Consider the following 23,398-nt stretch of genomic DNA (forward strand, 5'->3'; position numbering starts at 1 on the left):
AAAGCTTATCCATCTCATACAAATATCATATTTTTGTAAATATAGTTACAAAAATGTAATATTTCATTTCCCGAACACTATGATTATGCTAAACTATTAATAGTCTTTTACAATAATCTGGTAAAATATCCATTAGATTAGCAAAAATTGAGATATTATGTTGTCTACGAGGAGGATAAGCAATGAAAAAGAAAAAATGGATCATGATAATAGCGGCTATTATCGTTATAGCCGTATTAGGTATAGGGAGTTTCCTTTTCTTTAATAAAGGTTCGGATGAAGCGATGGGAAACGGCGAACCAATGCCTATTCAAGTTAGAGAGTTAAGCAATGGTGTAAGTGCAAATGGACAATTGTTCGCAGGGGTTGTAGAACCGAAAGAAACACAAAAAATCATGTTGGAGCCAGACCGCGGAAAGGTCGCCGAAATATTTGTTAAAGAAGGCGATGAGGTAAAAAGTGGGACAAAACTTTTCTCCTATAATAACCAAGAAGGCCAACTACAATTAAAGGAAAAGTCAATTAATGTAGAAATGTCTGCCGTTACGATTAATCAAAAGAAGAAAGAAATGGCTTCCTTCCGTCAACAAATTAATAAGGCAGCATCCGATGAAAAAAAAGAGCTTCAACAACAATTGAGCCAATCTGAAGTCGATTTAAAAGTAGCTGAACTTGAAGCACAAAAAGTAAGAATGGATTACGAAGAATTCAGAAAAAAAATGAATGACAATATTGTAACAGCAAAAGTAAATGGAATTGTCCAAAAAATTGACGTAGAACAACAAAAACAAGGAAATGAAGAAAATGGACAAGCAACTGCTGGGAGCTTCATGCAGATCGTGAATACGGAAAACGTGTATGTAAAAGGAACTGTGAATGAATTAGTAAAAGATGAACTAAAAATCAATCAAAAAGTCAGTGTCGTAAGTCGTAAGGATCCAGAGAAAAAATGGTCGGGTAAAATTGTGGAAATTGGTAAATTGCCTTCCGAAGAAAATGCAGGTGACCCTTCTATGGATTTTCAAGATCCAACAAACCCAACTGCCTCAAATTATCCATTTAAAGTTCAGTTAGACGACCATGAAGGCTTGGATTTTGGGTACCATGTCTTTATCGAATTAACAGATCAAGCCGGTGACAAACAAGAAGTCGTCCTTCCATCAGACATCATCGTGCATGAAGATGACCATGCCTATGTGTGGAAAGTAAAAGATGGAGCTCTCATGAAACAAAAAGTTGAATTGGGGAAAGAGATGGAAGATGGAATGATGGTTGTAATTCAAAAGGGACTTTCATTAGATGACTATATTTTATTCCCGGAAGATTCTTTAAAAGAGGGAAAGAAGGTAACAATCGATGATTCAATTGAAGAACATTAATAAATCATATAAACAAGGAAAAGAGGAAATCCCTATCCTCCACCATATCAATCTTTCCATTGAACAGGGAGAATATGTCTCAATCATGGGACCTTCTGGTTCGGGAAAATCGACTCTCATGAATATTATCGGCTGCTTAGATACCCCCACTTCAGGAGAATATACATTAGAAGGAAAAAACATGTTAGCTGGAAAAGAAAATGAATTAGCGGCCATTCGCAATCAATTTATCGGGTTTGTCTTTCAAAGCTTTAATTTGCTCCCTCGTTCCACCGCGTTGGAAAATGTCGAATTACCACTAATTTATGCAAAAGTGGAGAAAAAAGAAAGGAGAAAGCGGGCTATTGAAGCTTTAACAAAAGTAGGTTTAGCGGATCGCCTTCATTTTAAACCTACACAACTTTCCGGCGGACAAAAACAACGTGTCGCAATAGCAAGGGCCATCGTCAATCAACCGAAATTCGTACTAGCTGATGAACCAACCGGGGCATTAGATTCTAAATCAAGTGAACAAGTCATGGATATTTTTACAAAACTGAATCAAGAAGGGGTTACCGTTGTTTTAATTACCCATGAGCAGGAAATTGCTGACTTTACAAACCGAAAAATCTTTATTCGCGATGGACAAATTATGGAAGATGAAAGGAGAGTTGTGAATGTTTGATCATATTAAACTTTCCTTTCAATCAATCTTTGCTCATAAAATGCGTTCGATTTTAACCATGCTAGGAGTTATTATTGGGATTGCTGCGATTATCGCGATTGTCTCGATGATTGAAGGGCAAAAGGAAAGCTTAAAGTCAGAAATGATTGGTACTGGAAACAATTCTATTACGGTCATGTTCCAATCCGACAATCAATCTGGTATGCCTGGGGAGTATATTGGGGAAGTAGTAGAGGACCCACCTCCCAATGCCCTCCCTCCCATCACGAAAGAGCGACTTGAAGAGGCGGCTTCAATGGATTTCGTCAAAAATGTCGCTGTGTTCTATCAAAATTACGCTCAAGTGTTTCATTTAAATAATTTCTCAGATACTGAAATTTACGCAATGGATGAAAACTATCTTTCTTCCTTCCCTATACAGATCCTAGAAGGAAGAAAAATTACTAGAATCGAATATGATAAAGGCTTTCAAGTCACGATGATTAATGAAACGACAAAGAATCAGCTATTTCCTGATGGTGAAGCCATTAATCAGTTCATCGAAGTGAACTCGATCCCTTTCCGAGTCATTGGGGTCTATAAAGAAAAGAAAAAGAAAGAAAAGAATTTAATGATGACGGATTTTGAACAAGGAAAGATGCTGATTCCGACTAAAGCTTGGCCTTATTTAGGCAGTTTTAATGATATGCCGCAAATTATTGTGCAAGCCAATCATTCTGACGAGTTAGAAGCAGCTGGTCAATCAGTTGCCACCGTGTTAAATGAAGATATTCCCGAAGAGTCAACCTGGCATTATAGCATCCCTAACCTAGATGATATTATGGCAGATCTAGAGGAATTCAACCGTGCCTTTTCATTACTTTTAGGAGGGATTGCAAGTATTTCCCTATTAGTAGGGGGAATCGGGGTAATGAATATTATGCTTGTTTCCGTCACAGAGCGGACACGTGAAATCGGGATTAAAAAAGCATTAGGAGCAAAACGTCGGATTATTTTAGCTCAATTTTTAACCGAAGCTGCAGTTCTAACAAGTATTGGCGGAATTATCGGCATATTAACTGGTTTAGGAGGAGCAAAAGCAATTGCTCATTTTGCCCATTTACCATTTGCTGTACCCGTTCCAGCGGTCATCGGTTCCGTCTTATTTTCCATGGCAGTCGGGATTATCTTCGGGCTAATCCCATCCTTAAAAGCAGCAAAAATGAAACCGATCGATGCTCTACGTTACGAATAGCTATTATATAGGGATATCTCAAAACAGTGGGATATTCCTTTTTTCCCGTTTGAACAGGTACAGATTATTTAAGTTTCTCCTCTTTACTATCAATATAGCTTTGATATTCTTCAATATATTCTTGTTCCTTTTTCAGCCTTTTCACCTTCTTGATTCCTTTTTTATATACAAAAAAATAGGGAATCAAGCCGAGCTTTGGTGATTCAGGTAAAGAGTTCATCCATTTGCGATAACGAGACCTATCCACAAATTGCATTTGCTTCTTTGAACGACAATGTGGACAGGAATGCTCAAGATCTGAGACTCTCCCTCCCCCTTTTTCCAATTGATGAAGAATGAGTTGGTATTCTCTACTATATTGACCACATTTTTTACAGAAATATAGATGATTTGCCTTACTCCATCCAGCAAACGGAATGAAATGATTCCACGAATCCTCATAAAATGAAACAACCATAAATGCCGCAAACAAAGGAAATGTTATCGCCAAAAGTAAAATGACTAATTCCATTTTGACACCCCATTTTTTTGAATCATTACTATCCTCATTTCCACCGACACGCCTCAGTATATATTTTATCAAAAATGGGGGGAAATGGTTGGCTATAAAGTGAAACTTCATTCAGTGGGGGTTTTCTTCATCCCCCACTAAAATGTTAGTTGACCTTATCGGACCTTTAGGGGCAGTTATCCTCCACCTATCTTCTTTGTTTCCAAATCATTTTGAGGTGGAGGTTTTACTGCCCGTTAAGGCGGGATAAACGATATCCCTGTGACGTTTCTCACAGTTTTTAAAAAGATAATATGATACAGTTTTTCATTAGAATCCAACATTGATGGTCTATTGTTAACAAATTGTAGAAATATGTGGAAATATGTTAAGTTTTGTTAAGTTTTGTTAAAAAACGTTGTCGGAATTGAGTGATTTGTGATAATTTAGTACCATAATTAAAAATCTAATCATCCAATATAACTGTAGATAAAGGCAAACTATTCGAAAGGATAGGACGCAAAGCCTAGGGTCTAAGGTTTAAAACTATGATCGCCTGGCTACCAACATTGATGGTCTATTGACGATCTAATATTTGGCTATTCTAAAAATTAGAATAGCTTTTTTATTTTGTATACAAAACTGACTGATAAAAGCATTGTAGATCAAAAGGAGGATGTACTGTAATTGAGCAAACAATGGAATCTCGATGAAATCGAATATTTGGAAGAGAATATCGGTTTTTATAAAGTTTCAACCATCGCTGAAAAAATGGGACGTACATATGAATCCGTAAGAATTAAGATGAACCGTTTAGGAATTGCTAACACGAAACAACAAACAGGACTTGTCACCATCGGAGAGCTTGCAAATATTTTAAAAGTTGAACGAAATACAGTGAAATGGTGGACACAAAAACACGGATTACCTTATCGAAAGAAAATCACAAAGAAATCGAAAATCTTTTATTTTATTGACCCTACTAAATTTTGGACATGGGCTGAGAAAAATAAATCAAAAATACAGTTTTTAAATATAGAGCCTCAATCCTTACCTCCAGAACCAGATTGGGTTGCTGAAGAAAGGAGAAATGAGAGAGAAAAGAAAGTGAGAAAAAAAAGAGTATATCAACAATGGACAACGAAAGAAGATCAAACCCTTTTGGAATTAAGAAATGAAGGTCTTACTTATGCAGAAATCGGTGAAATAATGGATCGTAGCGTAAACAGTATTGTTCGCCGATATAAACGAATTATCTAGAAAATCCTTGAATCATGGGTCGCCCTCTTTCTTCCCTATTGAAAGGATTACTTTTGAAATTTAAATATGAAAGTTCAGCTTTAGATGAGTGGGAGTAACAAACTTCCACTCCTTTTTGGTTGGAATCCCCATCTAAGCATGTATTTTCAAACCCTCCTTGTTTTGTTCCACAGTATTTAAAAAGTCAATCGCTGTTCTCATTTTCCCACCATGTATATTTTACTTTTGATTAAATTATACTCTTGAATGAAATATATAATTTTGTTAAGTTTATTTTATGGATAGAACAAGTTTAATTAAAGGTCATTTAGAAATGTGTGTATTAGCCATTTTGTCTAAGGAAAAAAGTTATGGTTATGAAATTATGAAAGAACTTGAAAAATACAATTTAAAATTGAAAGGAGTAGGGAGTATTTACCCGATTTTGAATAAACTCAAGGACCAGGAATGTGTTGATATGAACCGGGAGATGACAGAAAATGGAAAAGTTCGGGTTTATTATGAAATCAATGAAACAGGAAAAATATACCTACAAAATCAAATCAATGAGTGGCTAGGGTTACAACAGGATATAAAATCCTTATTACAAAACAGTTTGAAAGGAGTTCCATTGACATGAACTTGAAATTGACGATGAAAGAAAAACAGTTTTTAAATGAAGTTCTTGAAGAATTAAAGCAATATCAAGTTAGTTCAAAAAGCCGAAACAATATTAAACAACAGATTTTAGAGCATATACAAGAAGCTCGCGAACATGGCCAAGATAGCCTTCATGAATTAGGCGATTCAACAACATTTGTGAAAGACTTTTTAGATATTAATGGAATAGATCTGCACGCCAAAATGACAAAAATGCGGAAATCCGATAAGAGGATGGGGATTTTACTTTTGACCGGATCCCTCTCGTTTATTTTCACCTATCTTGCCTCTCAACTCATCTTATCGATGTTCTTAACGGAATCCTTTAACCCGCAATATACGAATCGCTCATTTGATTATCATATCTTTTATCAGATATCTGACCATACATGGTGGAATTTCATGCTTATCATCATTAGTTTTTCTACTGCTCTTTTAGTTTCCGTGCTTACCGTAAAACTTTTTGTTTCAAAAATAAGAGGTTGGTGAACAATATGATGAAAATATTAACAGCGACATCGAAAGTTATGTTGGTATGCCTATTGTTGCTTTCATCCCTATTTTTCCCTATTTCACAAACCGCAGCAAAACAAGACATGAAGAGTACTATAGACACCTATATCGAAAATTTTTTAGAAGAACATCACATTCCAGGTGCTTCTGTTGCGATTGTTCATGAAAACGATCTCTTCTATTCTAATTCATGGGGTGTAACGGGAGAATCGAAGGAAAAGGTAACGACCCAAACCCCCTTTACGATCGGATCGATTAGTAAATCATTGACAGGTCTTGCCATAATGAGATTAATCGATGAAGAAACCATCCATCTAGAAGATCCAATCAAAAAATATCTTCCTTGGTTTACACTAAAAGACCAACAAGCCACATCTCAGATTACCATCAAACATTTACTCACCCATACAAGTGGAATCAGTACTTATTCCGGTTTGTCCATATCAGACAAAGAATCTAAAGAATCCGATGCGATCCAAAAGAATGTAAAAAGTCTATCAAATGTTAAGCTAACCGCTACACCTGGAGAAAAATATCAATATAGTAATGCTAATTTCCTGATTCTCGGTGCTTTAATTGAAGAGGTTACCCATCAAACCTATTCTAAATACATGGAACAGCAAGTATTTTTACCATTAAATATGAAGAATGCAGCAGCTGATCATCATTCGGCCTATAAAAAAGGATATCTAGCTGGTTATCAGTCTTGGTTAGGAATCCCTCGAAAAAGTTCTATCACATATGATACGAGCGGAGCACCATATGGATATATTGCCGCAAGTGTAGAAGATATGGCCGAATACATTCAATTCCTTAGTCAGCATGATCATAATCAATTTTTAACGGATCCTAATATGCATCTTTATATATCCTCTCATGTTCAAACAGATGAAAATCGTTATTATGGCTTAGGTTTAAGGATTACAAATCTAGACCTAGGAGGAAAAATGATTTGGCATTCAGGGTCTACCCCTGATTCACGCGCAGAATTATTCGCCATTCCAGAAACTGGTTGGGGTGGAGTCATCCTTACAAATAAAAATCATATTCTAGAGGAAGCGGCATTGATTCATCTTAGAAACGGGATCATTGATATTTTGAATGGGGAGAAACCAGCTGATATTCCAAAAAGTCCCCCTTATACTCAAATCGTAGTTATGGGGATCATTGGTCTTCTTTTTGTATTGTTCGCTACCCTTCTAGTACAGATTCAATCGAAAAAAATTCATAAAAGAAAGGCATGGCGTATATTTGGGATCGTTTTGCTCATTTTATCCATTTCCATGATTCCATCGCTCATCTATCGTGTGGGAACCCCTTGGCATACGTTAAAAGTATTTGCTGCCGACATTGCATTTCTAACCATCCTAATGGTGATTCTTTTAGCATTGAACGGTATATTATCCATCTATCATTCCGTTAAACGATAAATAGTACAATCGCAATTAACATATTCATGATCCACATTTTGATGATAAAATATGATCGAAAGAGTAGTTCATCTATGAGACTCTTGATATAGTCGGAAAGACATGTTCATTAATAGAAAGGAATCATATTTAAAGGGGAGAAAAATATGTTTTCAAACGAAGAGAAAGAAGCCATCTATAAAGTGATTTACAACAGGAGAGATATCCGCAGTTTTTTATCCACTCCTATTCCCAAAGAAACTTTATATAGAATATTGAATGCAGCCCATCATGCCCCTTCCGTAGGTTTTATGCAACCTTGGAATTTTATCTTAATTTCCTCAGACGATATTAAGGAGAAATTGGCATGGGCAGCTGAAAAGGAACGGCAGGCATTAGCGATTCACTATGAAGGAGAAAAAGCCACAAAGTTTTTGGACTTAAAAGTCGAGGGGTTAAAAGAAGCCCCAATCACGATTTGTGTAACATGTGACCCTACAAGAGGGGGGTCGCATGTATTAGGGCGAAACTCCATTCCAGAAACAGACATCATGTCTACAGCCTGTGCGATTCAAAATATGTGGTTAGCATCTTGCGCTGAAGGACTCGCAATGGGATGGGTCAGCTTCTATAAAAAAAATGATGTTCGGGACATTCTAGAAGTCCCACCACATATTGATCCTATCGCTCTTATATCGATTGGTTACACAGATGATTATCCGGAAAAACCCATTTTAGAGTTGGCTAATTGGGAAAAGAGACGCTCTTTAGAACATCTCATATTCGAGAATAAATGGGGAGAAAAATAAACATTAGCTCTATTGGGGTTTGTTGAATAGACCGTTTAAGATGAGAAGAAATAAACTATTCTTGTTTTCAAGAAAAGTTTATTTCTTTTTTTCTTGTTTACTAAAAAATGGTGCGATCCTTCACTTCTCCAATAAAACATGCCTAATTTCTCAGTATTAAAATTGAATTTTTTCTTTTTTTCCAAATGTGCCTGAAAAAATGCTCAAATAATCCCTATTTGTATAGGAATGTCCATTCTCTTAGTTACCAAATAGGAATTGTAATATATTTGTTACACAAAAGATAATGAAAATCATTTTCATTTATAGTATTATATCCATTATAATTATTTTTTAAAATTAATTGATATACTAGGAGGAATTGTATGTTTATTCATTTTCTAAGGGAGAATACAAAGATCTCCATCCTTTTAGCTGTGTTACGTGTATATCTCGGGTATACATGGATGACGGCAGGTTGGGGAAAGATCGCCGGCGGGCAATTTGATGCTTCTGGCTTCTTACAGGGGGCGGTTGCCAAAGCAACAGGAGAGCATCCAGCCGTTCAAGGTTGGTGGGCTGCTTTTCTAGAAAATATAGCGATTCAAAATGTAGAGATATTCAATACTTTAGTACCTTGGGGAGAATTCCTTGTGGGAATAGGTTTATTATTGGGTTGTTTCACTAAATCAGCCGTCTTTTTCGGATTAATGATGAATTTTTCTTATCTATTTAGCGGCACAACAAGTACAAACCCGCAACTTGTTTTGTTATCTATGTTTATCCTTATTTCCGCAAAGAACGCTGGAAAATACGGGATTGATGGATTGGTCATGCCATCTCTTAAAGGAAAACAATTTGTGAACAAAACAAGAAAAGAAATGGATGCTGTTTAATATTTACACCCCAAAAGGGACTTAAGGAAACAAATTTTTCAAAAGAAAGGCTTGTTTCCTTATTTCTTATTTCATTATTATTTTCCTTCTTAATTTTCTTATCTCATTCAGTAGTAGCCTTTTCCCACTTTATCATCTGCTCACGATTGTAATCTATTCCCTTTTGAGCAAGTAAGAAGCTTTTTTTATGTTTTCCTTCAAAAATCCCCGCTATCCAAACTCAACTATTCATTGTATTTCCCAAATGGATATTTACGGAAATATAATGTTGAATTGTTAAATTTCTGTAAATACTTTAGATCAATGAAAATACTATGATATAATCATTATCGAATTTCGATATTGGAATTCGATAATATAGTTTTTCAAATATAATGGAGGAATCATTGTGGAAGATAAAGTTCTACGTAAATTGTTTTTGGGGTTTATACATATTCATATTCTACACCACGCTAAAGAACATCCTATTTTTGGATTATGGATGTTAGAAGAACTTAAAGAGCATGGTTACAGTATAAGTTCTGGGACCCTATACCCCATCTTGCACTCTATGGAATCAGATGGACTGTTAATTAAAGAGGAAAAAAATATTGAGGGAAAAATACGAAAATATTATCGAACTACTGATAAAGGAATTAGAGTCCTTAATGAAGCAAGAAATAAAGCCTACGAATTATTTAAAGAAATTAAAGACTAGATCCTCTATTTAATCATTCCAATATGAAAGGAGAATGCATCTATGAAAAAAAAAGGAAAAAGCCAAAAAAAGGGGAGAGCCTCGTTTCGATCATTGTTGGAAATTTTGCTTGTTTCAACAAGGCTTGGGTTCACCTCTTTTGGAGGACCCATCGCCCACTTAGGATATTTCCATGAAGAATATATTAGAAAAAGGAAATGGCTAGATGAAAAGAGTTATGCTGATTTAGTGGCCTTATGTCAATTCCTTCCTGGCCCCGCAAGTAGCCAAGTAGGGATTGGAATTGGAATTATGCGCGCGGGTGTTTTAGGCGGTATTGTATCATTTCTAGGATTTACACTTCCCTCCGTCATAGCTCTTATCGTATTTGCCTTAATTCTTCAAGGGTTTGATATCGGTGATGCCGGGTGGATTCATGGTTTAAAAGTAGTGGCAGTAGCAGTGGTTGCCCACGCAATTTTAGGCATGTCCCAAAAGTTATTGCCAGATTTAAAAAGGAAAACGATTGCCCTGTTCGCATTGGTCGTCACTTTATTATGGCAAACCGCCTACACACAATTAGGAGTTATATTATTATCTGGTTTTGTCGGGTATTTATTATATAGACAGCATACTGAAAATAATGATTCTAGAATGGACTTCCCCATTTCTCGGAGACTTGCCATCTTTTGTTTAACACTATTTTTTGGTTTACTTATTCTTTTACCTATTTTAAGAGAAGCTACTTCATCACATTGGATTGCGATGTTCGACAGTTTTTACCGATCGGGTTCTCTCGTTTTTGGGGGCGGACATGTCGTATTACCTTTACTAGAACGCGAATTTGTCCCAACAGGATGGTTAAGTGAAGAGGCCTTTCTTGCTGGATATGGGGCAGCGCAAGCCGTTCCCGGTCCATTATTTACATTCGCTGCCTACCTAGGGGCTGTTATGAACGGTTGGACAGGAGGATTCATTGCAACCATTGCGATTTTTCTACCAGCTTTTCTACTCATTTTAGGTACCTTGCCTTTTTGGAGCACCCTTCGCCGTAACTCAAAAGTAAAACATGGACTTATGGGGGTAAATGCTGCCGTTGTAGGGATCTTAATTTCAGCATTTTACCAACCTATCTGGACCAGTTCGATTTTAGAACCCGTTGATTTTGCCTTAGCGGCTGTTTTATTTAGTATGTTAGTATATTGGAAGCTTCCACCTTGGATTATAGTCGTAACGGGCGCAATTGGTGGGTATCTCCTTACTTTCCTTTAATTTCAATACAATGAATCCTTTAAACTAAAATAGGCCTTTCATAAGAGGGTTTATGGATAATCAGACGATTTACAAAGTGAAGCTTCATTCAGTTGGGGTTTTCTTCATCCCCCACTGAATGTTAGTTGAACTTATCGGACCTTTAGGGGCTGTTATCCTCCACCTATCTTCTTTGTTTCCAAATCATTTTGAGGTGGAGGTTTTACTGCCCGTTAAGGTGGGATAAACATAATGAGGGAAAGAGTAAGATTCTACAACACTATGAAGACTATCTACATTCATTCAAGTTTGATATGGAACGAATATGTGGACACTAATTTCGGTAATACTCATGTATTGGTAGCGAATCCACCTGAAGGCAAACCTATTTTTATATTTCAAGGTGGAAATTGAATCAATCTGATGACATTGTCCTGGTTTTCTCCATTGATTGCAACATATAGAATTTACGCTCCAGAATGGTTCAGCCCCTTCTCCAAGAAAGAATGATTTCTTTTCTTGGATTTTTTATTTTGGATTACCTTTTTCTTGAAATATCAGATTGAAGTTTTCGTTCATGTATATTAAAATCAATATATGAGCATATATTCATATATTGGGAGGGTTGAACATGTACGATACGATTGTCATAGGAGCTGGTCAAGCAGGTATTGCAGCAGGCTATTATTTAATGCGGTTCAAACAACATTTTCTTCTTCTAGATAAGGGGAATGAGGTTGGAGAAAGCTGGAAAGAGAGATACGACTCTTTAGTTTTGTTTACCCCACGAATGTATAGTTGCCTACCGGGAATGCCGCTTGAAGGAGAAGAAGAAGGTTTCCCTACAAAAAATGAGATTGTTACGTATCTAAAAAAATATGCAAACAAATTTGAAATCCCCATTCAATTTCAAACAAATGTTATAAATGTCTTAAAAGGAAATGACTATTTCTATATAAAAACAAATCGTGGCGAATATCATGCAAAAAATATTGTTATTGCGACAGGCCCTTTTCAATCACCCAACATCCCTTTATTTTCTAAGGAAATTTCGACTCATATAAAACAAATCCATTCATCCCAATATAAAAATCCAAAACAGCTATTAGAAGGGAATGTACTTGTAGTTGGTGGAGGGAATAGTGGAGCTCAAATTGCAGTAGAATTATCGAAAGAAAGGGATACTTATTTAGCTATTAGCAAAAAATTAAGTTACTTCCCCTCGATCATTAGGAAAAAAAGTATCTTTTGGTGGCTTGACAAATTCGGAGTTTTAAAAGCAAATACTGAATCATTATTAGGGAAATTCCTTCAAAAAAAAGGCGATCCAATATTTGGTTTGGAGCTTAAAAAAGCTATTACGAACAAAGAAGTCAAGACAAAACCGAGGGTAATCGGACACAATCAAAATCGAGTCATCTTTAAAGATTCATCATCTATGAAAGTAAATAATATTATTTGGGCAACAGGCTTTAAATCCGATTATAGTTGGTTAAACGTCGAAGAGATCCTAAATGAAAACGGGAAAGTACTACACAAACGGGGTATTTCAAATGTCCGAGGATTATACTTCATTGGTTTACCATGGCAGTATAGACGCGGATCAGCACTATTACAAGGCGTTGGACTAGATGCTAAATATATTGTAAATCAAATAGCAAATCATTCTTGTTAACATTCTTAACTTCTTTAATGCTACCGCCCCCAAAAATGAAAGACAAAAAAGCAGAATATAATGAGGGGATGTTTATCAATCATCTCATTATATTCTGTTTTGCTAAAAAAGGATGAGGATAGATTATTTAGTTACGCCCCTTAAAGAAAATTGATTCCATTGTTTTTTTAGTTGCTCCTCTGCCTCACCCATCATTCCTTCAAATAGGTTTTTTACCGTTGGGATCGTCTCAATAAGACCAGCGACTTTTTGCACAAGTGTAGATATCGGTCATCATATGGTGATTTCAACCCACGAACCCATAAAGGATGCGCCTGTAATATCAATCGGATCAACACTTGTTGCAGTATATTTCAATCCACGCACCCAAAAAGGATGCGACAGCGATTTTTGGCCAAAATCGATTACTCTCACACAATTTAAGCCAGAAAATCGCTATTTTCTTTATCTAAATAAAGAACTTAATAAAAACATTACATAAATTGTAAAAAAATGATATTTTAGGTACGAAGGAGCCTGAAAAATTGTGTGTGTGTGCTTTACATTCACACTATCTAACCTACATATTCAAACAAGGAATTTTTGACTCACCCGTAGTTTTTCATATTTTCGTAACTTCCTATAATAGCAGATTATTATTTTTCACTTTTATCCCGCCTTAACGGGCAGTAAAACCTCCACCTCCAAATGACTTGGAAACAAATAAGATAGGTGGAGGATCGCAGCCCCTAAAGGTCCGAGAAGTTCAACTAACATTCAGTGGGGGATGAAGCCCCCCCACTGAATGAAGTTTCACTTTATTGTATCAAGAGGATGATAGGAGAGCAATTCACAGTGAAGGAGATATGAATGAGATTTGAAATTACATGAATATAAAGGATCACCATTCGAATTGTTGTTAATCTTTAGAAGGAGAACGGTCTTTTCTTATTGAAATAATGGAAGGGGTTACTATAATTAGGCAAAGGTGGATGCATACTTTGAATTTACACGAATCTAGGAATGAACTTTCAGTAGGGGGAAAAAATGGGATAGGATTCTTACTTTCAGGCCTCATCATTTGGGTGATCATTACCGTCATATTTTTACAACCACTCGATATGTTTAGGAAAAGTATTTTTATGATGTTTTCGACGGGCTTAATGTTTCCGCTATCTATTGCGATTTCAACAATAATAAAGGCTGATTGGAAATACAAAAATATTCCATTAGGAATTTTAGGGCTATACTTAAATCTTGCGCAGATTATTTATTTTCCAATCGTCATCTGGGCCATTGGTAAAAGTCCAGAAGAAACCGTTATCTTTTTTGCGATCATAACCGGTGCTCATTTCTTCCCTTACGGATGGCTTTATCAGGCAAAACCATATTACTTCATGGCACCTATCATTTCAGTCACCATCATGATCATTGGATGGAATTTAGATGGAGACAGACTATGGTTGATCCCAATGTCTATGATAATTCTCCTTTTCCTTTTGATCTCTTGGGCTTATATCGATTATAGAAAAAAGTCTATTATCGAAGTGAAATAAAGACCCTTTGTTAAAGAAAAGAACCCGTTTGATGTTACGCTACTTTTTTTAGTGTGCAGGTAAACCAATTATGGCAAAATACTGCACGGGTAAAACGGAAAGTGGCAAGTGCAAAACCTTAATAATTCTATAAAATAGCATGGGTAGAAAGAACGAACGGGATGGGCGAATCATTCCAGTACTTAATTGGATCCGCCCCCCTTCTACTTTTCTTTAGGTAATAATTTCCTTACACAGTCTTCCGTTAATTCAGTTAATTTCGCAACCATTTCAATAGAAAAGCCTTCTTTCAGGGGACAAGGGACCTGTCCCTTTGTCTCCACTAAGCACTCAACCACGGGTTATTTTGTTTCACCTTATTTGCTTGATTGGTTGTTAAAATATCTCTTATTTCTGGCGGGATTGGTACTGCTTTTAGCTGATTGTCCATTCGTTTAACCCAGCCGTGGAGTTCATGGCCGTATCCTGTTCTAACATCTCCTCTATAGACTTCGTGGTCGAATTGGAATGTCTTATTATTTACTTCGGAGACCACGGTCTTAATGGTAATAATATCGTCATCATATAGGGCTTTTTCGAATGTACACCCTACGTCTAATAATGGAACAATAATGTTTTGTTCGGCATCTAACTTTGATAATGGCATATTTATACTTCGGAAGAATTGGTGTGTGGCGATATCAAACCATTTAAAATAATTAGGATAATACACAATTCCTGCTCGATCGGTATCTCCAAAGTTTACGATCATTTGAAATTCATTTTTTCTCATGTTGCTTCCCCCTCTCACATTCACCTATCTTAGTTCAGCTTGCAAATCTTGCTTCAATCTTTTTTGAAGACTTGTTTTTAAAATTTTTCCAGAAGCGGTCATCGGGAAATCATCGGTCAAAATAATTTTATCTGGAACTTTATAGTCTGCTAGTTTTTGTTTGGCAAATTCTTTTAATTCTATTTCATCAAATTCTTCGCCTTGCTTTAATCGGATCGCAGCACAAACGATTTCTCCAAGAACGGTATCAGGTAATCCCACAACGGCGATATCTAATACACTTGGATGTTCGTAAAAAACATCTTCTATTTCACGGGGATAAATATTGTATCCTCCTCTTATGATCATTTCTTTCGTACGGCCTACAATCCGGATATAGCCTTCCTCGTCCATAGTTGCTAAATCTCCTGTATAGAACCAGCCCGCTTCATCCACTACTTCTTTCGTTTGTTCTGGCATATTATAATAACTTTTCATCAGCCCCAAGCTGCGACAAGCTAATTCTCCGACTTCTCCTCTTGAAACTTCCTTTCTATTTTTATCGACAATTTTCAATTCCGTCCCCTCGATCGCTTTCCCCACTGTTTCAGATTTTAAGTTGTCATCATCCGTAAAATCTGTAATCGTTAAGTTCGCCGAAGTCTCTGTTAATCCATAAGCTACTAGTACATTACAGCCCATATCGACTTTTATTTTGCGAACAATTTCAACAGGACATGGGGCAGCAGCCATTTCACCTGTTCTTAATGACGATAAATCAAAGGAATAAAAGGATGGATGATTAAGTTCCAAGATGAACATACTCGGTACACCAGCGTGAACAGTGACTTTTTCATTTTGAATCAGCGTTAATGCGTCATGGGCACTGAATTTTTCCATTAATACCATTCTGGCCTGTGAACAAACTGTGTGCATGATAAAGACGATCCCGAATATATGAAATACTGGAACAGGAATTAAAAAGACATCATCTTCTGTACATTGCATTTTTTCCTTCGCTACAGTCCCTGTATAAAGCACATTTTGGTGAGTAAGCATCACCCCTTTAGGTTTTCCAGTTGTACCCGATGTATAGAGGATCGCGAATACGTCCTCTTTAGGATCAATTGGAGGGATGGATGGTTGGCGATTTTTCCCCTGTTTTAATAATTGGTCATAACTATCGCAAATTTCTTCTTGGAAACGAACGGTCACAAGGCGCTCTAGCGAAGATAATTTCTTATTGATTTCAACAAATTGATCAAAATGATGAATATTTTCAAATTCTTTTGTGAAAAAAGCGATCTTTGCTCCTGAGTTTCGCAAAATATATTCGATCTCATCTATACGATACCGCGTATTAAAAGGGATGAGGATTGCCCCGATTTTCGATATAGCAAATAAAAGAACGATAAATTCATGGGAATTGGGAAGACATACTGCGATGCGATCTCCCTTTTTTACGCCCATTTGTTGCAAACTGTAGGCGATAGAAGTGGATTCCTCCATTAAATCATGGTAAGTAAGACGACGTTCACCGTCATAGATAACTTCTCGGTTGGGCGCTGTTCGATAGGCATTTTCTAACAACTGAGGAACGATTAATTCATACTTCTTTTCATTTTGAATATTAATCATCTTTAAATTCCCGCCCTTTCTTACCTTTTATAATAATTCCCAAATAGCTGCTATCCCTTGACCTCCACCAATACAAAGCGAGGATGCACCATATTTTTTCCCTCTGCGACGTAGCTCATAAAGCAAGGAAAGGGAAATTCTCGTTCCACTTGCACCTAACGGATGACCTAGCGCCACGGCACCGCCATTGACATTTCCTATCTCCGGATCGAAGTCTAATAATTTTTGACATCCTAAGTATTGGGCAACAAATGCTTCATTAATTTCAATTAAATCCAAATCTTGAATGGTCATATCCGCCTTTTTTAAGGCTTGTTGAATCGATGAAACTGGTCCAAGTCCCATAAACTTTGGATCAACCCCTGTAATCCCCCAAGAAACGAGGCGGGCTAATGGTTTAAGACCTCTTTTTTCAGCGTAGCTAGATGATGCTAGAACAACTGATGCGGCGCCATCATTGATTCCACTAGCATTCGCTGCTGTTACGACTCCCCCTTTTTTAAATCGAGCAGGTAATTTTGAAATAGACTCTAAAGAAGTGGCTCTTGGATGTTCATCTTGATCAATTGTCTTTTCACCTTTTTTCGTTTTAATCGAGACAGGGACAATTTCTTCAGCAAAATACCCTTTTTCAATGGCGGCAAGTGCTTTTTCATGACTTTTGATGGCAAATTCATCTACCATTTCCCTTGATATCCCATACTGTTCCGCAATGTTCTCAGCCGTAATAGCCATCGTACAATCACCATATGGATCATATAATGCTTCCCATAAATAATCCTGCATCGGATTCCCACCTAATGGGATCCCCCAGCGTGCCCCACGGATGACATGTGGAACTTGACTCATGTTCTCTGTTCCACCTGCAAGAGCAAGATTTGATTCTCCTAATAAAATTGATTTGGCTGCGGTCACAATCGATTCCAGTCCTGACCCGCAAAGACGATTAACCGTTAAACCAGGGACTGAATCGGGAACACCAGATTTTAATCCAATATGACGACCTGCATATATCGCATCAGAACTCGATTGTATGACATTTCCCATGACGACTTGATCGATTTCCTCTGGCTCCACATTGGAACGGTTCATCGCTTCCTTTGCACTAGCAACCCCCAAATCAATGGCGGAAACTTTTTGAAAAGAACCACCAAACTCTGTGAATGCGGTTCTTGCTCCGTCTAGTAAAACCACTTCATGTCTACTCATCTAATCTCCTCCCGTATACTCTTTTTAGAGGGACAAGGGACCTGTCCCTTATACTCCTTGAAAATGAGGCTTCCTTTTTTCAACAAAAGCTTGCATTCCCTCTTCCCTGTCTGCCGTTGCATATGCGTTGCCAAAGCAAGCTAGTTCTAGATCTAATGCTGAGTCAAGATCTACTTTTGCACCTGTATTCACAGACATCTTCATCATTCTCATTGCCATAATTGGTTTTTCCGATAGTTTTTCAGCCCATTTTTTCGCATGGTCCAATAATTCCTCAAGTGGAACGACTTTATTGACCAACCCAATTTCATAAGCTCTTTCCGCTGCGATCATTTCTCCAAAATATAATAATTCCTTCGCTGCCGTTTGCCCTATCACTCGTTGGAGCCGTTGCGTTCCACCAGCCCCTGGAATAATCCCTAAGTTAATTTCCGGAAATCCAAATTTAGCTGTTTCTGAACAGATTCTTAAATCACAAGCTAACGTTAATTCAGCTCCCCCTCCTAAAGCTAGACCGTTTACTGCGGCTATAATGGGCTTTGATAACCGTTCCATTTTTTCAAAAGTAGCCCGACATTTCTCATTATTAGCTAAAATATCCATTGTTTTAAGCCCCATCATATCCCGAATATCTGCACCTGCTGCGAAAGCCCGATCCCCTTTCCCAGTGATAATGACAGCCTTCACTTCACGATCTGCTTCTAATTCATCCATCAGTTGTGATAACTCCCCAAACAGCTTCCAATTTAACGGATTATAAGGGGGACGATTCAAAGAAACAACAGCCATCTGATCTTCAATCACACATTCTAATAAGTCCAATTTCATGTCTATTCCCTCATTTCTATTTGTTGTAGTCATAAAATCCAGCTCCAGTCTTTTTCCCTAATCTACCGGCTCTAACTAGTTGACGAATCGTAAGTGGGGCAGCAAAACGATCATCTTTAAATTCATCGTAGAAATAATCCATTACGAATAAACCAATATCAACACCAGCGAAATCCTGAAGTTCGAACGGTCCCATTGGATAGTTCAATCCCAATTTGACAGCCTTATCCACATCTTCATAGGAAGCGACACCCTCTTCAACCAATCGAATCGCTTCAAGAAATTGAGGGATCATCACTCGATTGACGATAAACCCTGGTGTGTCTTTCTTCACTTCAATTGGCTCTTTACCCAATTGTCTTGAAAGATCCATTAACTTTTGTACCGTTTCATCACTTGTTTTATATCCTCGAACGACTTCTACTAGTTTCATCAATTGCGGAGGATTGAAGAAATGCATTCCTGCTACACGATCCTGTCTTTTAGTCGCTTCTGCAATGACAGTAATGGACATCGATGAAGTGTTGGTCGCAAGAATCACTTCCTCTGGCATGATTTCATCCAATTGGGAAAATAGTTCTTTCTTCGCTTCTAAATCTTCAATAATTGCTTCAATGACGAAATTAGCACTCTTCATTTCTTCTAAATTAGTCGTGAATGTCACTCTTTCTAGTACATCTGCTTTCTCGTTTTCCGTCATTTTCCCTTTAGAAATTCGCTTATCCATGAAGGACTCCATTCGTGCCTTAGCCTTATCAAGGAAAACCTGCTCTACATCACAAACGATAACTTGAAAACCAGATAATGCAGCTAAATGAGCAATGCCTCCTCCCATCGTTCCAGATCCGACCACACCAATTGTTAAGTTATTCATCGTAATTCCTCCCCTTTTTTAAGCTAAAATTTCTTTCGCAATAACGACTCGTTGAATTTGATTCGTTCCTTCATAAATCTGCATAATCTTGGCATCTCGATAATATTTTTCAACCCCATACTCACGTATATAGCCATATCCACCAAAAATTTGGACCGCATCTGTCGCCACTTTTACAGCGGTATCAGCTGCAAAGCATTTTGCAAAGGAAGCATTCGTGATTGATGGTCTTCCTTCTTGCAAAAGATAGACGGCTTTATGAACGAGTAATCTTGCGGCTTCGATATTCATGACCATATCTGCTAACATGAATTGAATGGATTGAAAATTAGCAATGGGTTTTCCAAATTGTTTGCGTTCTTTTGCATAGCTAAGAGCTTCTTCATAAGCACCACGAGCAATTCCTAATGATTGAGCACCTACCATTGGGCGCGCATGGGAGAGGGCCTTCATGAAAATATGGAAACCCTTGCCCTCCGCCCCAATTCGATTCCGAATAGGTACACGGACATCATTGAAAATAACGGATGATGTATCGGAAGCACGGATGCCCATCTTTTTTTCCTTTTTACCAATGACCACTCCTTCTAAATCGCGATCTACCACTAAGGCAATAAATGGATTGGATCCCACACCGTCAGATTGTTTTGCTAATACAACAAAAAAGTTCGCATGACTTGCATTTGTAATAAAGCATTTTTCCCCGTTAAGGATATATTCTTGACCAACTCGTTTAACCGTTGTCGACAAACCATTCACATCACTGCCTGCTTGAGGTTCTGTTAGGGCAAAAGAAGCATATAATCCATCTGTTGTTAATCGATTTAAATATTTAAATTTCAGTTCCTCATCTCCCCCAACAAGGATTGGATAGGAAGATAAGGAATTCGCCTCGACTGAAGTGGTAACTCCCGCACATCCCCTTGCAAGTTCTTCGACGATCAATGCATGAGAAATTTTGTCTATTCCTGGCCCACCATATTGCTCAGGAATCGCGAAATTAAAAAGGCCACATTCCCTTAATTTCTTCATCATTTCTTCTGGAAACTGCTCCTCCTCATCATATTTTCTTGCGTGAGGAACAATTTCTTCCTTTACAAAATCCTTTGCGAGCGCCTTGATCGCTAGTTGATCATCTGTAAAATTAAAATCCATGAATGTTTACCTCCCTCTAAAAGTGTAAGCGCTTTAATTAATTTGATTATAAAATGGATCTCATTTTACTTATAGGTACACCATGTACGAATATCCCTTCTATTTTTAGAACTAAATGGACGATTCTATTTTAAAATTTCATAAAAAAACAGACCTTTCCTTCAAAAGATCTGCGAAGAATCAATGCGAATAATATAAATCATAAAGCTTATAAGCCATCATTAAATTCAAACGGTTTTCAGCATGATCGATATCTATCTCAAGAATATCCCTTATACGTTCCATCCGATATCTCAATGTACTTCGATGGATAAATAATGATTCCATCGTTTTTTTCCAATTTCCGTTATTGTATATATAAACCCTCAATGTCGTGAAAAGATCGGCCCCTTTGCCATCTTTATAATGAAGTAATGGTTCAAGGTAAGTCTCTATAAATAAATTCGCGATCAATGGGTCCTTTAAATTATTCAATAATGTATAAGCACCAAGATCTTCGAAGAGGGCGAAACCTTCGTCCTGAAGATGATGGATGACAACATTACGAGCATGATGGGCTTGTTTGTAGCAGAAATAGTAATCTCTTAGTTTTTCCGTTTTCCCTCCAACCCCAAGGAAAATTTTCTGTACATCTCCTCCTTGTAAATTCAGTTGGCAAATGTACTTGTAAAGAGATTGCCAATAAGCTTTCATCCCTTTTTCCGCTTTTGATTCAGGAACAATTAATATAAAATCATCCCCTCTGCGTGTGAAAATGATGTCCGGATCATGGAGGGTCAAGAACTCTTTCACTTGCTCCCAAATTGCCGTCTTTTGTGCTTCTAAATCTAGTAAATTCATTTTTTGATCTGCCAATTGAATGGACAGGATGCCTATTCGATGCGGGGCAAACAGATTCCAATTAAAAAGATTAGCATATTCAATCAATTGATCCTCGTCTTCAATCGTTTCCTCAAATAGCTTGTTAATAAAGCTATCTTTGACCTGTTCTTTTGTATCCATCACAAGCTTTTGCTTGATAAATTGAATCGCATATACATTTAACGCATGTTCAATCGTTAATCGAAGTACATCATCTACTTGGTCTTTTTTCATACGGATAGCAAGATACCCTAATAAATCGCCGCCACCCACAACGGGCCAAATGCCAATTCCATCGTTCTCCCCAGTTAAATCGTTAAGCCATACCTTCCTTTTTTTCATTTCCTTCACATGTTCTCTATGATTTTGCACTTGATTAATCAAATCTTGGAAAATCCCCTCCTCCATTTCCAATTTATAATAAGAGACAGGACGAAAAAACCGGTCAAACAAAATGATGGGGTGCTTTACTAGATGACCCAGTGTATGGGAGATTGCATCAAAACCTTCCCCATCCAAAGTTTGTTTCACTAATTCTTGCTGGTGCTCAATAACCGTCTCCAGCCGATGTTTTAAATCGATCTCTATTTCATATAATCGAGCATTCTCTAATAATGTCGCCACATGTGTTGTAAAAAACTCTAATAATTCTATATCTTCCTCTTTAAAAACCCCACTCCGTTTATCCGCCAGATGTAAAATCCCAATTGTCTCAAGGTTCACAACCAATGGAACCGTCAACTCATTTTCCCCTACCCTTTCAAAAAACGGAAAATGTTCACTTAAATTATAATGATTCCCTACCCATATTTTATTTGGAACGTCCACCACTCCTTTATGAGGAGGTTGGAAGGAAAAACAATTCTGTCTTTGATCATATAAATAAATATAGGCTGAAGCTGCACCAGTTGCCATGCAAGCCATTTCCACGACTTTCCCGACTAATGGTTCAATAGGAGATCCCGGGTATAAGTTGTCATTGAACCACGTCAACCCTTCCATTTTCTTTTTTTCGATCTCTTTATTTTGAGCCAGTTTAATAGATACAGCAATATCCTTCCCAAACTCAACGAAAATCCTTTCAGTCTCCGCAATCAAAGGTACAAAATTTTGAAACCCTACGACGCAAAAGCCAATACTCGTAATATCTTCTTTTAAGGGAACGGTAAACCAAGTTGATATATTTTCCTCCGTCATCAACTTATGAAAATCACATTGGATGCCTTCCCGTGTCTTTTCAATACTCCAACCCTCTTCAAGAATATTCGTTGAACACCTATTTAATGGAATAGGAAACCCCTTTTCAAATTGATCCGACCCGCCTTTCCACACTTTCGGCTTCAGAACATCCTTTTCCTTCAAAATAATCGCCACAAGATCACATGGTAGCTCCACCCAAAAAGAATTAATGATATATTGTAACGTTTCCTCTAACGAATCAAATTTAATCAAATGCCTTGCCGAATAACGCAAATGCGATTCTAACTTCTCCACCAACCGATCACGTTTACTGAGATTCCTCATCGAATAATCCCCTTACTATCCCTTCTTCAGTTACTCAAGGTTCATTATTTTTCTGAAAATTCACTTAATTATACTTACAATTATAACCTTTATGTGTTTAGAATTGAAGTATTGTATGTTGAGTTCAATAGATCACCTACAGCAAATGG

21 protein-coding genes and 1 riboswitch are annotated in these 23,398 nt (G+C 37.2%); of the genes, 13 read left to right on the forward strand and 8 right to left on the reverse strand.

Annotation, left to right across the window (positions count from 1 at the left end):
• The first annotated feature begins 182 nt into the window (after positions 1 to 182).
• Genes J2S13_RS06450 through J2S13_RS06460 form a run of 3 tightly spaced genes read left to right on the forward strand, consistent with a single transcriptional unit; the run spans position 183 to position 3,277 of the window.
• Positions 183 to 1,379, forward strand: a complete 1,197-nt coding sequence (locus J2S13_RS06450; protein ID WP_307256912.1) for an efflux RND transporter periplasmic adaptor subunit — start codon at positions 183 to 185, stop codon at positions 1,377 to 1,379.
• Positions 1,357 to 2,043, forward strand: coding sequence for an ABC transporter ATP-binding protein (locus tag J2S13_RS06455; RefSeq protein ID WP_307256913.1), 687 nt, complete (start codon positions 1,357 to 1,359; stop codon positions 2,041 to 2,043). The genes J2S13_RS06450 and J2S13_RS06455 overlap by 23 nt, the downstream gene beginning before the upstream one ends.
• Positions 2,036 to 3,277: an ABC transporter permease gene (locus J2S13_RS06460; RefSeq protein ID WP_307256914.1), complete on the forward strand. Its 1,242-nt coding sequence runs from the start codon at positions 2,036 to 2,038 to the stop codon at positions 3,275 to 3,277. The genes J2S13_RS06455 and J2S13_RS06460 overlap by 8 nt, the downstream gene beginning before the upstream one ends.
• A gap of 64 nt (positions 3,278 to 3,341) precedes the next feature.
• Here J2S13_RS06460 and J2S13_RS06465 read toward each other — a convergent pair whose 3' ends face one another.
• Positions 3,342 to 3,788 (reverse strand): hypothetical protein, encoded by a 447-nt coding sequence (locus J2S13_RS06465; protein ID WP_307256915.1) that lies wholly within the window; start codon positions 3,786 to 3,788, stop codon positions 3,342 to 3,344.
• A gap of 463 nt (positions 3,789 to 4,251) precedes the next feature.
• A riboswitch (cyclic di-GMP riboswitch) is annotated at positions 4,252 to 4,335 on the forward strand.
• 119 nt (positions 4,336 to 4,454) lie between these two features.
• Here J2S13_RS06465 and J2S13_RS06470 point away from each other — a divergent pair.
• The 10 genes from J2S13_RS06470 (at position 4,455) to J2S13_RS06515 (ending at position 14,409) form a co-directional block, all read left to right on the forward strand.
• Complete coding sequence (locus J2S13_RS06470) at positions 4,455 to 5,027, forward strand: helix-turn-helix domain-containing protein (RefSeq protein ID WP_307256916.1); 573 nt, start codon at positions 4,455 to 4,457, stop codon at positions 5,025 to 5,027.
• A gap of 277 nt (positions 5,028 to 5,304) precedes the next feature.
• Positions 5,305 to 5,646: a PadR family transcriptional regulator gene (locus J2S13_RS06475; RefSeq protein WP_307256917.1), complete on the forward strand. Its 342-nt coding sequence runs from the start codon at positions 5,305 to 5,307 to the stop codon at positions 5,644 to 5,646.
• The gene (locus J2S13_RS06480; protein ID WP_307256918.1) at positions 5,643 to 6,155 is read left to right on the forward strand and encodes a hypothetical protein; all 513 of its coding nucleotides are present in this window, start codon (positions 5,643 to 5,645) and stop codon (positions 6,153 to 6,155) included. The genes J2S13_RS06475 and J2S13_RS06480 overlap by 4 nt, the downstream gene beginning before the upstream one ends.
• An 8-nt stretch (positions 6,156 to 6,163) precedes the next feature.
• A complete protein-coding gene (locus J2S13_RS06485; RefSeq protein WP_307256919.1) occupies positions 6,164 to 7,609 on the forward strand; it encodes a serine hydrolase domain-containing protein in 1,446 nt (481 codons plus the stop codon).
• A gap of 146 nt (positions 7,610 to 7,755) precedes the next feature.
• Entirely contained in the window at positions 7,756 to 8,397 is a 642-nt protein-coding gene (gene bluB / locus J2S13_RS06490) for a 5,6-dimethylbenzimidazole synthase (RefSeq protein WP_307256920.1), read from the forward strand.
• 365 nt (positions 8,398 to 8,762) lie between these two features.
• Positions 8,763 to 9,272, forward strand: coding sequence for a DoxX family protein (locus J2S13_RS06495; RefSeq protein WP_307256921.1), 510 nt, complete (start codon positions 8,763 to 8,765; stop codon positions 9,270 to 9,272).
• A 388-nt stretch (positions 9,273 to 9,660) separates the two neighbouring features.
• Complete coding sequence (locus tag J2S13_RS06500; protein WP_307256922.1) at positions 9,661 to 9,969, forward strand: PadR family transcriptional regulator; 309 nt, start codon at positions 9,661 to 9,663, stop codon at positions 9,967 to 9,969.
• Between the two features lie 42 nt (positions 9,970 to 10,011).
• Entirely contained in the window at positions 10,012 to 11,220 is a 1,209-nt protein-coding gene (locus J2S13_RS06505) for a chromate transporter (protein ID WP_307256923.1), read from the forward strand.
• 610 nt (positions 11,221 to 11,830) lie between these two features.
• Positions 11,831 to 12,874, forward strand: coding sequence for a flavin-containing monooxygenase (locus J2S13_RS06510; protein ID WP_307256924.1), 1,044 nt, complete (start codon positions 11,831 to 11,833; stop codon positions 12,872 to 12,874).
• 980 nt (positions 12,875 to 13,854) lie between these two features.
• Positions 13,855 to 14,409, forward strand: a complete 555-nt coding sequence (locus J2S13_RS06515; protein ID WP_307256926.1) for a DUF7010 family protein — start codon at positions 13,855 to 13,857, stop codon at positions 14,407 to 14,409.
• Positions 14,410 to 14,731: 322 nt separating this feature from the next.
• On the opposite strand, the gene J2S13_RS06520 is transcribed toward J2S13_RS06515, so the two are convergent.
• From J2S13_RS06520 to J2S13_RS06550, 7 genes are all read right to left on the reverse strand, one after another.
• Positions 14,732 to 15,181, reverse strand: a complete 450-nt coding sequence (locus tag J2S13_RS06520) for an acyl-CoA thioesterase (RefSeq protein ID WP_307256927.1) — start codon at positions 15,179 to 15,181, stop codon at positions 14,732 to 14,734.
• A gap of 24 nt (positions 15,182 to 15,205) precedes the next feature.
• Complete coding sequence (locus J2S13_RS06525; protein ID WP_307256928.1) at positions 15,206 to 16,798, reverse strand: class I adenylate-forming enzyme family protein; 1,593 nt, start codon at positions 16,796 to 16,798, stop codon at positions 15,206 to 15,208.
• 27 nt (positions 16,799 to 16,825) lie between these two features.
• On the reverse strand, positions 16,826 to 18,007 hold the full coding sequence (locus tag J2S13_RS06530) for an acetyl-CoA C-acetyltransferase (protein WP_307256929.1): 1,182 nt from the start codon (positions 18,005 to 18,007) through the stop codon (positions 16,826 to 16,828).
• Positions 18,008 to 18,055: 48 nt separating this feature from the next.
• Positions 18,056 to 18,835, reverse strand: coding sequence for an enoyl-CoA hydratase/isomerase family protein (locus J2S13_RS06535; protein ID WP_307256967.1), 780 nt, complete (start codon positions 18,833 to 18,835; stop codon positions 18,056 to 18,058).
• 16 nt (positions 18,836 to 18,851) lie between these two features.
• A complete protein-coding gene (locus tag J2S13_RS06540; RefSeq protein ID WP_307256930.1) occupies positions 18,852 to 19,709 on the reverse strand; it encodes a 3-hydroxyacyl-CoA dehydrogenase family protein in 858 nt (285 codons plus the stop codon).
• Positions 19,710 to 19,727: 18 nt separating this feature from the next.
• Positions 19,728 to 20,864 (reverse strand): acyl-CoA dehydrogenase family protein, encoded by a 1,137-nt coding sequence (locus tag J2S13_RS06545; protein ID WP_307256931.1) that lies wholly within the window; start codon positions 20,862 to 20,864, stop codon positions 19,728 to 19,730.
• A 180-nt stretch (positions 20,865 to 21,044) separates the two neighbouring features.
• Positions 21,045 to 23,249 carry a helix-turn-helix domain-containing protein gene (locus tag J2S13_RS06550; protein ID WP_307256932.1) on the reverse strand — a complete coding sequence of 735 codons (2,205 nt, stop codon included), beginning with the start codon at positions 23,247 to 23,249 and terminating at the stop codon, positions 21,045 to 21,047.
• Positions 23,250 to 23,398: the final 149 nt, after the last annotated feature.

This window comes from Oikeobacillus pervagus, assembly GCF_030813365.1.
Taxonomy (GTDB): domain Bacteria; phylum Bacillota; class Bacilli; order Bacillales; family DSM-23947; genus Oikeobacillus; species Oikeobacillus pervagus.